Origin of the sequence: Citrobacter sp. Marseille-Q5395 (assembly GCF_947057495.1) — a bacterium.
Taxonomy (GTDB): Bacteria; Pseudomonadota; Gammaproteobacteria; order Enterobacterales; family Enterobacteriaceae; genus Citrobacter; species Citrobacter murliniae.
Genome location: NZ_CAMSEL010000004.1, coordinates 112,234 through 127,481, shown reverse-complemented (window position 1 = coordinate 127,481; position 15,248 = coordinate 112,234). Strand labels below are relative to the sequence as shown.

At 50.5% G+C, this 15,248-nt stretch carries 15 protein-coding genes; 5 read left to right on the top strand and 10 right to left on the bottom strand.

Annotated features, from left to right (window positions below; translation table 11 throughout):
* Positions 1 to 62 precede the first annotated feature (62 nt).
* Positions 63 to 599 (bottom strand): helix-turn-helix domain-containing protein, encoded by a 537-nt coding sequence (locus tag OH663_RS05655; RefSeq protein WP_045443321.1) that lies wholly within the window; start codon positions 597 to 599, stop codon positions 63 to 65.
* A gap of 104 nt (positions 600 to 703) precedes the next feature.
* Between OH663_RS05655 and OH663_RS05650 the strand changes: the two genes are divergently transcribed.
* On the top strand, positions 704 to 1,870 hold the full coding sequence (locus OH663_RS05650) for a benzoate/H(+) symporter BenE family transporter (RefSeq protein ID WP_045443324.1): 1,167 nt from the start codon (positions 704 to 706) through the stop codon (positions 1,868 to 1,870).
* Here OH663_RS05650 and OH663_RS05645 read toward each other — a convergent pair.
* A complete protein-coding gene (locus OH663_RS05645) occupies positions 1,853 to 2,722 on the bottom strand; it encodes a helix-turn-helix domain-containing protein (protein ID WP_045443327.1) in 870 nt (289 codons plus the stop codon). The genes OH663_RS05650 and OH663_RS05645 overlap by 18 nt on opposite strands.
* A 190-nt stretch (positions 2,723 to 2,912) precedes the next feature.
* Here OH663_RS05645 and OH663_RS05640 point away from each other — a divergent pair, with 190 nt between their 5' ends.
* Positions 2,913 to 3,821, top strand: coding sequence for a DMT family transporter (locus tag OH663_RS05640; RefSeq protein ID WP_045443329.1), 909 nt, complete (start codon positions 2,913 to 2,915; stop codon positions 3,819 to 3,821).
* 41 nt (positions 3,822 to 3,862) lie between these two features.
* On the opposite strand, the gene OH663_RS05635 is transcribed toward OH663_RS05640, so the two are convergent.
* The 3 genes from OH663_RS05635 to tehA form a co-directional block, all read right to left on the bottom strand.
* Positions 3,863 to 4,537, bottom strand: coding sequence for a DUF3313 domain-containing protein (locus OH663_RS05635; protein WP_045443332.1), 675 nt, complete (start codon positions 4,535 to 4,537; stop codon positions 3,863 to 3,865).
* Positions 4,538 to 4,696: 159 nt separating this feature from the next.
* Positions 4,697 to 5,293 (bottom strand): tellurite resistance methyltransferase TehB, encoded by a 597-nt coding sequence (gene tehB / locus OH663_RS05630; RefSeq protein WP_045443345.1) that lies wholly within the window; start codon positions 5,291 to 5,293, stop codon positions 4,697 to 4,699.
* Complete coding sequence (tehA, locus tag OH663_RS05625; protein ID WP_045443348.1) at positions 5,293 to 6,294, bottom strand: dicarboxylate transporter/tellurite-resistance protein TehA; 1,002 nt, start codon at positions 6,292 to 6,294, stop codon at positions 5,293 to 5,295. Before tehA ends, tehB begins: the two co-directional genes overlap by 1 nt.
* Positions 6,295 to 6,408: 114 nt before the next feature.
* On the opposite strand from tehA, the gene ydcK reads away from it, so the two are divergent.
* On the top strand, positions 6,409 to 7,389 hold the full coding sequence (gene ydcK / locus OH663_RS05620; RefSeq protein WP_200010863.1) for a YdcK family protein: 981 nt from the start codon (positions 6,409 to 6,411) through the stop codon (positions 7,387 to 7,389).
* Here the strand turns inward: ydcK and rimL are convergent.
* A complete protein-coding gene (gene rimL / locus OH663_RS05615; protein WP_200010866.1) occupies positions 7,381 to 7,926 on the bottom strand; it encodes a 50S ribosomal protein L7/L12-serine acetyltransferase in 546 nt (181 codons plus the stop codon). The two genes, ydcK and rimL, sit on opposite strands and share 9 nt — an antisense overlap.
* Before the next feature lie 221 nt (positions 7,927 to 8,147).
* Here rimL and alr point away from each other — a divergent pair, with 221 nt between their 5' ends.
* Complete coding sequence (gene alr, locus OH663_RS05610) at positions 8,148 to 9,374, top strand: alanine racemase (protein WP_045443365.1); 1,227 nt, start codon at positions 8,148 to 8,150, stop codon at positions 9,372 to 9,374.
* Between the two features lie 66 nt (positions 9,375 to 9,440).
* Here the strand turns inward: alr and OH663_RS05605 are convergent, their stop codons facing one another.
* From OH663_RS05605 to OH663_RS05590, 4 genes are all read right to left on the bottom strand, one after another.
* Positions 9,441 to 9,665: an HP1242/YdcH family protein gene (locus OH663_RS05605; RefSeq protein WP_045443368.1), complete on the bottom strand. Its 225-nt coding sequence runs from the start codon at positions 9,663 to 9,665 to the stop codon at positions 9,441 to 9,443.
* 166 nt (positions 9,666 to 9,831) lie between these two features.
* Positions 9,832 to 11,487, bottom strand: coding sequence for a glucan biosynthesis protein D (locus OH663_RS05600; protein WP_075261773.1), 1,656 nt, complete (start codon positions 11,485 to 11,487; stop codon positions 9,832 to 9,834).
* Positions 11,488 to 11,680: 193 nt separating this feature from the next.
* Complete coding sequence (hglS, locus tag OH663_RS05595) at positions 11,681 to 13,024, bottom strand: 2-oxoadipate dioxygenase/decarboxylase HglS (protein ID WP_200010869.1); 1,344 nt, start codon at positions 13,022 to 13,024, stop codon at positions 11,681 to 11,683.
* 121 nt (positions 13,025 to 13,145) lie between these two features.
* Positions 13,146 to 14,048 carry a manganese-dependent inorganic pyrophosphatase gene (locus OH663_RS05590; RefSeq protein ID WP_200010871.1) on the bottom strand — a complete coding sequence of 301 codons (903 nt, stop codon included), beginning with the start codon at positions 14,046 to 14,048 and terminating at the stop codon, positions 13,146 to 13,148.
* Positions 14,049 to 14,271: 223 nt separating this feature from the next.
* Here OH663_RS05590 and OH663_RS05585 point away from each other — a divergent pair, with 223 nt between their 5' ends.
* The gene (locus tag OH663_RS05585; protein WP_045449629.1) at positions 14,272 to 15,195 is read left to right on the top strand and encodes a LysR substrate-binding domain-containing protein; all 924 of its coding nucleotides are present in this window, start codon (positions 14,272 to 14,274) and stop codon (positions 15,193 to 15,195) included.
* Positions 15,196 to 15,248: the final 53 nt, after the last annotated feature.

The following is a 15,248-nucleotide window of genomic DNA, read 5'->3' as shown; positions in this document are numbered from 1 at the left end:
AATAGCGGCAAAATGGCGGCTATTGTAGTCAGAAGCGCAACGTTTCGGAATAGTTTTCCCGATTAACTGCGCGGGTAATGGATGAGTGAATGAAAGTGAACCGTCTGTTCACTGCTGTTACGATAACTGTGCGCAGTATCTCCGGCAAAACGCACCCCCTCACCGGCTTTTAATGTTCGCCATGCCCCCTCAATGTACATATCGAGCAGGCCATTAATCACTACGACATGCTCAATGACGCCAGTCTCATGTGGGGTAGATTCACTCAGCGCCCCCGGAGCCAATAGGATCGAAAAATGGTCAAAGCAAAGTTGTGGATCCCACGGGAAAAGCGGTGTCACCACCATTGCCTGTTGTTCGGGATCGAATGTGGTCGTGCCGTCGGATTCTGGCGGTGAAATAAAGGTTGAAAATGGGACGTTCAGCCCAGTCGCGATTTTCCACAATGTCGCCACCGTGGGGCTGGATTCATTACGTTCAATCTGCCCCAGCATTGCCTTTGAAACGCCTGTCTCCTCGGCCAGGCGAGAAAGGCTCCATTCTCGCTGGTGGCGCAATGTTCTGAGCGTAGTGGCCAGATATTGAGTTAAATTGTCCATTTATTCCTCCCTTAATCCCCTTCTGCAAAACAATAGCTTACCACTTGTACGCTATAACGCACAGTGATACAGTGACTGACCGTTATAACGCACACGGAGTCTTTATGCGCGCGCTTTCAATACCTTTACCCACCGTCTTATCCGGTTTCGTTGCCGTTCTGGTCGGCTACGCCAGCTCGGCGGCTATTATCTGGCAAGCGGCAATGTCTGCGGGTGCGACAAGCGCGCAAATCGCGGGCTGGATGACTGCCCTTGGGCTCGCGATGGGCGTTAGCACGCTGGTACTGACACTATGGTATCGCGCTCCGGTATTGACTGCCTGGTCAACACCAGGCGCGGCACTGCTGGTCACCGGTCTGCAAGGCTTAACAATTCAGGACGCGATCGGCGTTTTTATTGTCGCTAATGCGCTAATTGTGCTGTGCGGCGTAACCGGGCTGTTCGCCCGTCTGATGAAAATTATCCCACACTCTCTGGCGTCGGCTATGCTGGCCGGGATCCTGCTACGTTTTGGATTGCAGGCATTCGCCAGTCTCAATAGTGAATGGGTTCTGTGCGGCAGTATGCTGCTGGCGTGGCTGGTCTTAAAAGTCCTGGCCCCACGTTATGCGGTTATCGCCGCGATGCTGGTGGGTATCGTCATTGCTCTGATTAAAGGTGACATTGTCACAAATAGTGTAAGCCTGTCGCCGGTAGTACCTGAGTTTATTGCTCCTCATTTTTCCTTTGCCTACAGCATCAGCGTTGCGATACCGCTATTTCTGGTGACGATGGCATCGCAAAATGCTCCTGGTATCGCCACCATGAAGGCTTCCGGCTACTCATTGCCTGTTTCACCGCTGATTGTTTTCACCGGCCTGCTGGCACTGTTGTTTTCCCCTTTTGGTGTCTATTCCATTTGTATAGCCGCCATCACCGCTGCGATTTGCCAAAGTCCCGAAGCACACCCTGACGCACAGCGACGCTGGTTAGCCGCTGCCGCTGCTGGCGTATTCTATTTGCTGGCGGGGATATTTGGCGGTTCAGTCAGTGGGTTAATGACAGCCCTGCCCGTTAGCTGGATCCAGATGTTGGCTGGTCTGGCGCTGTTGGGGACCATTAGCGGCAGTCTGTACCAGGCATTACATAATGAAACGGAACGGGATGCCGCCATCATCACTTTTCTGGTTACCGCCAGTGGGTTAACGCTATTGGGGATTGGCTCTGCATTCTGGGGATTAGTTGCCGGTGGGTTGTGCTATGCGGTGCTGAGATTAGCGCGCCGCGCGTAACTGCGATGGCGTCTTACCCGTAACCTGTTTAAACCGGTTACTGAAATGGCTTGCCGAACTGAATCCACAGGCCATCGCAATATCCGACAAACTGCGTGAAGAATAGCAGACCAGTTGTTGCGCCAGCGTCATTCGACGCTGCATAACGTACTGGTGCGGTGCCATGTTCATTGACTGACGAAACATTCTGGCAAAGTGAAAATCACTTAACGCCGCTTCGCCTGCCAGATCGCTCAGGGTTATCGGGTAAGCAAGATGTGCCTCAATATAGGCCAGTACGTTTCGCAATGTGACGGGAGCAAGACCTCCCGTGACCGCCGGTGCCCGCCATTGTACATTGCTGTAATGCTGGATCAGGTGCGTTAATAAAAGCGAGGATGCAGCGCTGAGCGTGAGATGATTGGCGGGTTGCTGCCAGTCATTTCCGAGCAAAAACTGGCGGTAAACTGCGGTGATCCCGGGGTCGCTACCAAATGTATGCTCATCCAGTGTGAAACTATATGGACTTTTGTCCCAGACTTTCTCACCCACTTCACGTAAATGTGCGTCCGTACAGTAGAGATGAACAAACGACAGGGCATCACGGATGTCCCAACTCGACTCGCTCTCTTTCGGCATCAGACAGAAACGGTCCGGGCCGCCACCGTTCTTCCAGCCCCCCGCCGTCTTGTGATAGCTCTCGTAGCCATCGGCGACATACAAACTGAGCGTATGGTGATCGCAATATTGTGTGATGGTGTCGCGTTTGTTCGACCAGGCCGCCAGTTGGATCCCTGAATGTAACGCAACCGATTCATGCAACACGGCATTATGTTTGCGTAAGTTTTCAAAGGCATCGTAGGGCTGAGACATACCATCACATTCAAAAGAAGTTAGCAGGCTTTTCAGTCTATCTCAGCTATATGTCGTTAACAGCCTCCTTTTCACGCTTGCGGCAAAAAAAGCGCAAGATTATGCAAGTCCCGCGCAAACAGATGAAAGCCCCCTGACTAATGTCATGACACAGTGTATTTCTGAATAAAAAAAAGAGAGAGGGTGTCGTATGAACGCACTGTTGTACTGTCTGGTCGTGGTGATATGGGGAACCACATGGATTGCAATTTACCTGCAGCAAGGTCCGGTTCCTGCGCCCGTCTCCATCTTCTGGCGTTTTGCCGTCGCCAGCGTAGTGATGATATTGCTCCTGCTGATGAGTGGCAGACTACGCAAGCTTTCCGGTCGCGATCATCTGTTTTGTCTGTTGCAGGGAGGATGCGTTTTTTGCTTCAACTTCTGGTGTTTTTACACCGCTGCTGCCTGGATCAATACAGGGCTGGAATCGGTTATTTTCTCCATGGCCGTGCTGTTCAATGCGATAAATAGCTTCGTATTTTTTGGTCAAAAACCGCCGGTACGCTTCTATATTGCAGCAGCTCTGGGGTTAACGGGTATCGTCACGCTGTTCTGGCAAGATTTGGTCAACAGCGGGTTTAATCATTCACTGTTGTTGGGAATTGGCTTAAGTGCTCTGGGGACCTTTGGTTTCTCACTGGGCAATATGATCAGCATGCGCCATCAGAAAAAAGGGCTCGAGATCCTGACCACCAACAGTTGGGCAATGCTGTATGGCACATTATTGATTGCGGCGATTGCTGTGGTGCGTGGTGATAACTTCACGCCGCAGTGGACTTTCAGCTATCTCAGCGCACTGTTGTATCTGGCGATTTTTGGTTCAGTGATTGCCTTCGGCGCCTATTTCACGCTGGTCGGACGCATTGGTCCCAGTAAGGCAGCATACAGCACATTGCTTTTCCCATTGGTGGCGCTCACGCTGTCTACATTGTATGAGGGGTATGTCTGGCAGCTCAATGCGATTGCCGGGTTAGTGCTGATTTTACTGGGGAATCTGGTGATGTTTGCACGACCTGAGGCTCTGGTTGGTAAGTTATTTTACCGTCGCCGTACGGCATAGAAAAAGGCACCATCTGCTTGTTGCAGATGGTGCGTTCATCATTATTTTTTGTTGCTGTTCACGTCAAACATTGAGGCGTCTGTCGCCATGTCATCAACAACTTTTTTCAACGTTTCGAACGCCATCGGCGTGCTTTCGTTGTTCAGGTCTTTACCTTCACCCTGACGTACAACTCTAATCACTGGTTTATTGGTCGCCGCATCGATCAACTCACCCTCGAAATAGAGGTGAGTATCCATTGTGCGGTGCCCTGTTACCATTTGAGTACCTGCTACGACCAGCGCAACCGGGACCACTTCATAGAATTGCAGCCCTTCTTTGCTGGTTGCTACACCTGTGATCGCCCCACGGAAAATCAGGCTACGCGGACCTGGAGTCGTAACCAGAGGTTTACGTTTAGCAATAGCGGTCTTCATTTGAGTGTTGGTATAGGTCAGCAACTTATCAAGAACCTGCTGACCTACCTGTGTGGTCGGCTTAGGAATCGGATAATACGTTATCGGGTTATAAACGATATTGTCGTATTTGGATTCATTGAAGTTTGGGTCAACCCAACGGAGCACCGGTTGTCCGGTTGCTGATTTAGTTTCCTTCAGGCCAGAATAATCTTTTAAAAACCCAGAGTATTTATCCGGCTGCGTCACTTTTGACGCACAGCCAGATAACGCCAACAAACCGGTAAGCACTGCAACTTTAAATAAAGTTTGAGTACGCATGAAACGATCCCTTTAGTTTTCGCAATGATGCATAAAAAAGGATAGCAAAACGGATTCATTTTGGATGTACTAAAAATGGTAAGCGTCACACATTTTTATTTCTGCGGTCAGCACGATAAAAAAATGCTGCCCGCAGAGAGAGTTATCTTACCAGGAGGGTCAGGCCGTCTTACGCGCCAGCATTGTCGCAAAGCGCAGTTTAATGCGATTGCCGTTTTCATCTGTGCGGTGAAGTTCACCCACATCTTCGTTATATTTCAGCAGATCCCAACCATTGTAATAACGGCGTAATTCACCTTCTTTAAACGCAAACGGGAAACCGACGGTGCAAGGGAAATCATCAGTGTCCATTGCTGCGACGATCAGGTTATATCCGCCAGGTTTAGTACAACGCTGCATATTTTCGATAAGCCCTGGGATTGTTTTCGCTTCCAGGAACATCATCACAACGGTAGAAAGAATAAAGTCGTATTCGCCGTCAAAGCTCAGCGCATTAAGATCCACAACCTTCGCTTGCAGATTGTTCAACCCTTCAGCAGCCTTGATGCGCTCCAGATTAGCAATGCTCATGGGATTTTTATCCCATGCGGTAACGTCGTAGCCGTTTGCCGCCAGGTAGAGGCTGTTGCGACCATTGCCGCAGCCCAGATCTAACGTTTTGCCTGGCGCAACAATTTTTGCCGCTTCGACAACATCGGAATGCGTGCGGGTTAAATCATATTTTTCCGTAAAGTAGTTTTCGTCGCAAAGGGTCATTATTTATCCTCAGATTTCAGTAATGCAGCACGCTCCGTGCGGATGAGCAGTTTTCCCTGCATCAGCAATACAAACGTACGTACCAGTAATAGTGCAATGATAAAATTGGTAAAAATAAACAGAGGGATCGCCAGAGTATGAAAAAAACCAGACTCACTGCTGTGCCCTAAATGCAGCCCCGTCGTCGCCAGCGCTGACACGCCGAACGAGAAACTCCAGAAAGAGGCATTAAATGGCTGGGACAAATACCACGGCATCAGGCGTAACATGAAAAGAAGCTGCAGCAGGCCATAGCCAAATAACATTTTGGCCAGCGTATCGCCTTCACCGCCATTGACGCTGAGCCAGGCGCTACAGGCGACCAGTGCAGGCGCCAGTTGAATACCCAGTGAAGTGCGTAATACAGCAGGTAGTTCGCCTGAACTACGTAGACGTTGCAGGATAACAGGTTCAAGGCTTAACCATGAGAAGACGCCTGCCCCCAAAAATACCAATCCGGCATCGTTGAAACCCAACGCACCGCAGGCCATGGCGCTGATAAAGTTATTGGCCACGGTCGGCAAATATAACCCCGGCGTTGTTGCTTCCTCTGGATGCGAACCTCTCCAAAGCCCTGCCGTTTGCCAGGCTGCGTACAATAACTGAATCACCACGCCGATACTGAACAATCCCACGGCTAATGGACGATACCAGGGGACAAAGCCAATTGCGACCAGCATCGTTGTGGCAGGGAAAAGACTGACAAAGCTGCTCATCACCGGATGGCGAATTTCTGCCAGCACACTGTGCGGGAATCGCACCAGGCGGGTAAGAAATGCCAGCGTCAACAGACCCCAAATAATCATCGCGAGGATCACCAGACCATCGCCTACCCAGTGGCCGACCGACCATATCTGGCTGGCATATCGCCACGCAAACCCCATACCTATGATGCCCAGTACCATCCCAAAATAACCGGCCGGAAGATTGAGGATCCGATCACTCTCTTTGTTGTTACTCATTTTGTTTATTTTTTAAAGTATATTTGAAATGCATTTTATGGAATTTCTGGCGGTTTAGCCAGCGTGGAAAACTTTGCTACGTTTAACTAAAGTGCGCAACATGGAAATGAGGCTATGACTAAATACTGCCTAAGTGATGAGCCACGCTCCTTCAGTTATCAGGATAATGGCAACAAAAAAAGTGTATTGCTACGCCAGATTATCGCCCTTATTGACTTTAATGACGTTAAAGCCGGGACGCGAGGCGGCTGGATTGACGATGAAAACGTACTGGCGCAGAGCGGCAATTGCTGGATTTACGATCAAAATGCGCTGGCGTTCTCCGGTGCGGCGATCTCAGGAAATGCCCGTATTACGCAGGAAAGCATTATCAGAGATGGCGTACAGATTGGTGATGAAGTCTGGATCGATCGCGCTGAAATAAGCCACGGCGCACAAATACGTGACAACGTCACAGTTAAAGATTCTCTCGTTCAGGGAGAGTGTCTGCTGTCCGGCGATGCATGCATTGAGTGTCACTGTGAAATTATCGCGGCCAAAGGATTAACCCGTGAAAGCGACCAGATTCTGCAAATCTACGACCGCGCTACCCTCAGCAATTCTCGTGTTGTACATCAGGCGCAGATCTATGGCGAAGCCAGTGTCAGCTACGCGTTTATTGAACACCGTGCTGAAGTGTTTGAATTTGCGCTTATAAAAGGCAATGAGGAAAATAATGTCTGGATTTGCGATTGTGCGAAAGTGTACGGACACGCCCGCATACTAGCCGGAGTTGATGAAGATGCTATTCCGACGTTGCGCTACAGCTCACAAGTGGCAGAGCACGCATTGGTTGAGGGTAACTGCGTTCTGAAACACCACGTGCTGGTCGGCGGTCATGCCGAACTACGTGGTGGCCCGATCCTGCTCGATGACAACATTCTTATTGAAGGTCATGTCCGCATCCGGGGAGAAGTGCTCATTGAACATCGCGTTGAAATTAACGGGCAGGCCCACGTCGAGGCGTTTGATGGTGATGCTATTCATCTGCGCGGGCCTAAGGTTATCAACGGCGAACAGCGTATTACGCGCACGCCCCTGGCTGGCTTACTCTGAGGCGTTGTCGATGATTCGGGCATAGAGATTAACATCATGGTACACACCATTAAGAAACTCGGCCTGTTTCATACAACCTTCCAGCGAGAAGCCGTTACGTTGCGCCACCCTATTGCTCTCGGGGTTATTCACCCGGCATTTAATGGTAAAACGTCGGATCTCTCCACGTTGTGCATAGTGATGAATAAAGGCCTGTAACGCCCGGGACATAATACCCTGCCCCTGATGAGCTTCATCCAGCCAGTAACCGATATAAGCGGCTTTGTTCAGCGGTTCTACCTGATTAAACGAGATAACGCCCACTACATCTTCATGCTCAAAAATAAGGAACATTTTGGCGTAGCCGCGTTGATGTAACATCATGTTCCCCTGCACGTTCTTACGCGTGTCCTCCTGAGAACCAACAAACTGCGGCCAGTTCAGCGACTGCTGGAGCCATGCCTTATTTTTAACCACCAGTTGATGTAATGGCGTAACATGTTGTTCTTCTACTGCACGCAGTTCCAGCGTTTCACTGACGCTAATAATTTCCGGCATGTTTATCTCTTTTGCGATCGTTAAAGGGGCATTTCTGACTGGCACCAGCTGATATTAATCTGATTACCACCGTGAATAACACTTTTTTATGCTGTTACAGCAATCACTTAGAGACAATATACCGCGCATAACCCGCTACTCTATTTCTTCGGGCATCTCCCCGCCGAGGGGGAGCCGTAATGATGACAACAACACCTCTACTATTTTGCTAAGGAGCAAGCATGGCAGCACCTTTGGGCCGTTTAGCACTGATCCCGCTGTTACTGATTACCGCCTGTCACCAGCCCGCCACTGATACACAGGCGAGCCCCGTTCCCTATGCGGTAAGTAAGCAACTGGTCGTGGATAATACCACTCTGGAAATTTCTCGTAGCGCGCTGGAATATAACGTTCACAAAGTTCAGCAACTGCTGGGTGATAAAACCCGCATGTGCGCCATCCTGAAAGGAGATGCTTACGGGCATGACCTCTCGTTAGTGACCCCAATAATGATGCAAAATGGTGTTCAATGTATAGGCGTCGCGAGCAATGAGGAAATCAGCACCGTCCGCCAGTCAGGATTTAAATCGCAGCTCATGCGCGTTCGAAACGCAACAGAAAAAGAGATGCGGCAGGCGGCAGATTTTGATACCGAAGAGTTGATAGGCAACCTGGATATGGCTAAGCGCCTGAGTGCCATTGCCCGGGAGAAAGGAAAAACCATCCGTATTCATCTGGCACTGAACTCTGGCGGTATGTCACGCAATGGTCTGGAAGTCAGTACGGCGGCGGGACTGGAAGAGGCTCGCGCAATTTCAGCCTTACCGGGCCTGAAAATTGTTGGGCTCATGTCGCATTTCCCGGAAGAAGATGCTGCGGTGGTTAAACGCGATCTGGCCCGTTTCAACTCACAATCCGCACAGGTCCTCAAAATCACCGGGCTTAAGCGCGAAGAGGTCACGTTGCATGTCGCTAATACCTTCGCCACGCTGACTGTTCCCGAGTCGTGGTTGGATATGGTGCGTGTCGGCGGAATTTTTTATGGCGATACCATCGCCAGCACTGAATATAAACGTGTGATGACCTTTAAATCTGCAATTGCTTCAGTCAACCATTACCCGAAAGGAAATACCGTTGGGTATGACCGAACGTATACCCTCAAACGCAATTCCGTGCTCGCCAATATCCCGGCGGGTTATGCAGATGGTTACCGCCGCGTATTCAGTAACGCAGGACATGTTCTGATCCGCGGCCAGCGGGTACCTGTGTTAGGCAAAACCTCGATGAATACGCTGATTGTCGATGTGACCGATCTGCCACAGGTTGCTTCAGGTGATGAAGTGGTGTTATTTGGCAAACAAGGGAATGCGCAGGTTAGCGCTGAGGAAGTTGAAGAAATTAGCGGCGCGCTGTTCACTGAAATGTCGATTCTCTGGGGTGCGACAAACAAACGCGTACTTGTCGACTAAGCCCCACAAACAGGAAGGGCTTCCCATTCTTGCGGAAAGCCCTTTTACACAGCGGAGCAGCTCTATTTAGCCCTCACTGACACTCTCTTTTTGCAAAATTTTGAGCAGGTCTTCCTTCAAGTGGAGTTTCTGTTTCTTCAGGCGAACAATATCCAAACTGTATCCCCGACCATCCGAACCTTCCAGTCTGGAAATTTCATGATCAAGGCTGTTGTGTTTTTCGAATAAAGACAGAAAGCGAGGGTTCTCGGTTTTCAGTCGGGAAATAAGGTCTCTGTATTCTGGAAACATACTTTCTCCCTGTTAGTGGTCAAGAACGTGTACAACAAATACACATCCTCAGCTTACCTGGTTAAACCAGGGAAAAATGAGAACAGGATCGAGTAAATAGTGAACAGACGGTTTTGGGAGAGATGACAGATATGGCTCCCCATCAGGAGAGCCACTGGGCACGCAATTAGCGCATTTCGCGGTCGTCAACGTACTGACGTTTATCCGCAGCAGGCGGGAAATACTGATACAGCCAGGTTTCGCTGATAGCATCCCCCTGACAACGCAGGAACATACGCATGTCTACCGGGTCGGTTGAGTCAGATGTCGGATACCAGTCAAACTGAATGCGATAGCCATCAATTGGCTCAACGTAGAGGATCTCAATTTGTTTTGCTTCCCCACTGGAGAGCGTAATGACCGGTTCAATCCCCTTCGGTGCAGCGGCTTTCAGATCTCCACCAACGAAATCAATGGCAAAACGACGCGCCCATTTTTCCGGGTAATGTTCGCCCGGCGCCCATCCTTCCGGGAATCCACCCATACCGGTGCGGGTAGCCAGTACGCGCGCCAGCGGTGAGCGCACAGGTGGTTGAGCACTCCAGTAAAGACGATATTTGAACTCCAGATCGTCACCAGCTTTGATCGATTTATCCGGCTGCCAGAAACAGACAACGTTATCCAGCGTTTCACCCGTGGTCGGGATCTCCATGAGTCCAATGGTGCCCTTACCCCACTGGTTGCGCGGTTCTACCCACAGGCTCGGGCGCTTATTGTACCAACCCATGATGTCCTGATAGTGTGAAAAATCACGATCAAGTTGCAGCAGCCCGAACCCTCTCGGGTTGTTATCGGTGTAGGCATTGAACTGCAACTTTTGCGGGTTATTCAGTGGACGGCAGATCCACTCGCCATTGCCCCGCCACATCGCCAGACGATCGGAGTCATGAATTTGTGGGTGAATGGTGTCGCACATCCGACGTTCATTATTGCCGCAGCTAAACATACTGGTCATCGGCGCAATACCGAGTTGCTTGATGTCTTTACGGGCATAGATGTGATTCTGCACATCCATGATCACCTGTGTCTTCTCACAGTGGATCACGAACTTAAACGCACCGGTCACGCTTGGGCTATCAAGCAGAGCATAAACGGTAAATGAGGTTGCTCCCGGTTTAACCGTTTCGAACCAGAAAGCGGTGAAGTCAGGAAACTCTTCTTTGGTGTCGGTATAAGTATCGACCGCCAGACCGCGCGCCGACAAACCGTACTGATAGGTGTCATCCACAGCGCGGAAATAGCTGGCGCCCAGGAAAGAGACCACGTCGCGACGGGCCAGTTCTGGTGCTTTAAACACGCGGAAGCCCGCGAAGCCAAGGTCAGTTTGCCCTTCCAGCTGTTTAGTATCGACACCCGCATCATTGTATTTGAACAGCTCAGGGCGGAAGTGAATTTCACGCGCCATATGTGTACTACCATCGACCGAGAACATGCGTACACGGCGACGGAAGCCCATTCCTACATGGAAGAACTGCGCGTCGAGCTGACGATTTTCAACGTTATTCCACAGAGACTGCTCTGCGTCATACTGAATGCTGTTGTAAGCCTGAGGCGTCAGTTTAGCCAGCGTGTCAGGTAATGCACGCGGTGCGCCACCCCACGGTTTTTGCGCTAAATCATGAGCCATCGACTGCAGAACGGAAAAATCGAAACGTACGGTTTTTCCGTCTGCAATGTCAGTTTCTGCCGCATAAGCGGCGCGGGAGAAGAGTGATGCAATACCACTGGTTCCGCACACGGCGGCCATTGCCATTGAACCTTTAATAAATCGTCTACGATTCATGCCTGAAAGTGAGTCCTTCTGGTCGTGTAAATGGTCCCGCGCCGGTCTTAATCAGCGGCAAGAGAGTGCAGATTTCTGACCGCTCACTCTAGACAAAATTCATTAATAATCCAATTGTTGGTCGCCGATTATCTGTACAAAATCGAAAATATTTTATGTCGATGAGAACAGACTGAAACCCGTGTAAATCCCATCAGAGCAAACCACACCGCCGTTTGCTTCGCTCTTCTGCCTCCCGATATAGCGCAAACTCATCGTAAACTGCGCAACCAAGCGCCTGCTCAAACGCATCCTGACTGGCGTTGCCGTGCGTACGCGCTTGTGTTTCATTGCCCAGATTAGACTGGAATATTCCCGCAGCGCTGACCGGTAAAAAATCCTCGTAAGTAATGGGTTGAGCCACCAACCAGCCACGCTCGATCAGTGGCTGAGGATCGTCCTCTGGTCGAATTGCCTGACGATGCGCCTCACCCGATGGCGTTAATCGAAAGCGGAACCAGGCCAGCCCCTGCTGCCGCAGTAGAAATTCGCTGTCAGGGAAAGCCTTAAACACTTCCTGAAGATGTAACTGATGCGTCAGGTTATCTTTCCCCGTTCCCGCTTTATTCAGGAGTTCGTCATATAACTGCCTGCCTTTTGGCGTCAGCGCTACGCCACGTTGTTCGATCTCACCAAAGCGCGCCGTGTGGGTCCCGCGCATTTCCCCGGCAAACAGCACCGCTTCCTCCAGCGCTTTGAAGCTGGTCTGGCGCAGCAAAATGGGCACATCACGACGCGGAGGTCCTTCGATGAGAATTTTCGGTTCAATACCGCATTCCGGCATCATCGATTGTACGCGGTCAATATCTAACGTACGTGGCGTCAGGTGATTTATGTGGCAACCGGGGAAACACACCACGTCGGCGATCAGCCGGTGTTCGTTATGCAGCGCGTGATAGGTCTCTTCGTCAACCGTGGCATGCTGATGCCAACGGAATGTTTCCAGTGCTTCATGCACAAACTCTCGTGCCTGTGCTGGCGTGAAAGCACCCTGGGCATCAAATTCATCCAGCAGTTCGTGACAACGGCGAGTAAAAATATCGCGCTTAGCGAGGATCTCTGCAGCCCTTTGACGCAACGCTACATTTTCGATTAATTCGAGCCGTAATAATGAAGTAAATACCCGAAACGGATTGCGCGAAAGAGATGCGTCGTCAATGGGGCGAAACGCTGTGGAATGAACGGGAACGCCGGCCTGAGAGAGATCGTAATAGCTAACGGGATACATGCCCATAATGGCAAACATTCGCCGCAGCGTGGAGAGTTCCTGTGCCGTCCCCACCCGAATAGCGCCATGGCGCTCGACGTTAAGTCGCGCTAACTCATCCGCATTCGCCAGTTTTTCATGTAGCGTTGGATTATTTTCCAGAACAGCCAGATTCACATCAGCGACAAGTTCCAGCAACGTGCCATACTGCGGGACTTCCTGCTGGTACATTGCTGACATTGCCTGCGAAAATTGTTCCCGAATCTCATCTGCCGTGATGGTGTTCGCCATAATGTCATGCCTCCAGTGAATATTACCTGGAGTGTAGAGAACGCCAGTCAGTCCGGTGGGAAGAATTTACAAAGTGTGATCCCGCATAAATTCCCCCACCCACATCGACGATTAACGGAACTTACTGACGCGGTTTTAAGTGTTTTTCCAGCCACGGTAGCATCTGTTTTTTACGGCTTAACATCCCTTCCACCTTGCAGGGTTGCGGCACATCTGAAAGTTCGGTTCCGGCAAACCACAGACTGGTATCGCCCAGATTAATATCGGTCAGCATCAGAACGACCAGTGCGGCATGATTTTCCTCTGCGTAGCGAATCATTTCCTGGCGAAGCTCGTCCAGCACCGCGTCAACCTGGTCTAGTGAATACAGCTCGAGTTGCGCCACACAGACCTGATGCCCATGAATTTTGAACGTTTTAATATCTTTATTGAGAAGTTGCCGGGCACTCATCCCTTCCACGCTGGTTTTGGCAGACAGCAGATCATGGCTGAACGCCTCCAGATCAATCCCCGCCTTATGAGTAAGAGCCTCCACTGCCAGACGATCGTCGGGCGTAGTCGTTGGTGAACGCAGCGTGACAGTGTCACTCAGCACTGCACCTAACAGCAAAATAGCCTCTGCTGGAGAAAGTTGACTACGTACATCATCCGTCATCAACTGCCACAGCAGCGTCGCGCTACTGCCTACGGGCGTCACCCAGACTTCCGGCGGCAAACGAGTGATTAATCCACCGAGACGGTGATGGTCGATGATCCCGACAACATTACTCTCTGGAAGCGAATCTGGCCCCTGCGCGGGTTCAGTAAAATCGACCAGCCAGACATCCTGATCGGTCAGAGGAAAGGTCAACAGTTCTGGCAGCGCCAGTCCTGCATGCTTAAAAATAAATTGCGTTTCACGGTTAGCTTCCCCCGCTCGCCATGCCGTTGCTTGCTGACCGCGTAAAGTGAGCCAGCGAGCGGCCATTGTAGCGGTGCAAATTGCATCGCTATCGGGGTTAAGGTGCCCTATTACATGTATCATTAATCAGTGCCTTGTGATGAGGAATGTCGTGGAAACGAATGACAGGCAAAGTATAACGACTGGTAACGCCCCCTACCATATTGCTGGCCTGCTGTACAAAACATAAGCAAAATAAATCAGTTGTAATTAAAACATGATAAATGTTAATAATATTTTGCTATCAGGTTATCAAAAACAAACAACTTCACTTGTCACCGATACGACTCTGTTTTTAACATCGCTTATGGAAAAAAATGGTCTGTTTAATCAGCGCATTCGATTGCGCCACCTTCATACTTTTGTAGCCGTTGCACAACAGGGGACTTTGGGGCGCGCAGCTGAAACCCTCAACCTGAGTCAACCGGCCCTCTCCAAAACACTCAACGAACTGGAGCAACTGACCGGAGCCAGACTCTTTGAACGCGGTCGTCTGGGCGCGCAGCTAACGGTACCCGGCGAACAGTTTCTTACCCATGCGGTAAGAGTGCTTGATGCGCTCAATACTGCGGGTCAGGCGTTAAACCAAAGAGAAGAAGCGCAAAATGATGTTGTCCGTATTGGCGCGCTGCCTACTGCTGCGCTGGGCATTCTGCCCACCGTAATCGGTCAGTTCCATAAACAGCAAATGGAGACCACACTGCAGGTTGCCACAATGAGTAACCCCATGATACTTGCAGGTTTAAAATCAGGGGAAATCGATCTCGGTATTGGCCGTATGGCCGACCCAGAATTGATGAGCGGCCTGAACTACGAATTATTATTTCTTGAGTCATTGAAACTGGTGGTGCGCCCTAACCATCCGCTATTACAGGAAACCATTACATTGAGTCGGGTAATGGAGTGGCCAGTCGTGATCTCACCAAAAGGTACTGCCCCCAGGCAACATGCAGAAGCCTTACTACAAAGCCAGGGTTGTAAAATGCCGTCTGGCTGTATCGAAACGTTGTCAGCTTCACTGTCCCGCCAATTGACGGTTGATTACGACTATGTATGGTTTGTACCTTCCGGCGCAGTACGTGAAGACCTGCGCCAGGCAGCTCTGGTTTCTTTACCAGTTCCAGCCCAGGGTGCAGGTGAACCGATCGGCATACTGACTCGCATCGACACACCTCTTTCCAGCACGGCGCAAACTTTTATTAACGCCATTCGCAAAACTATGCCGCTGTAATCTACTGCCTCGTCAGACTCATTCTTTCATGGGTCTGGCCCTTCATCTATAAT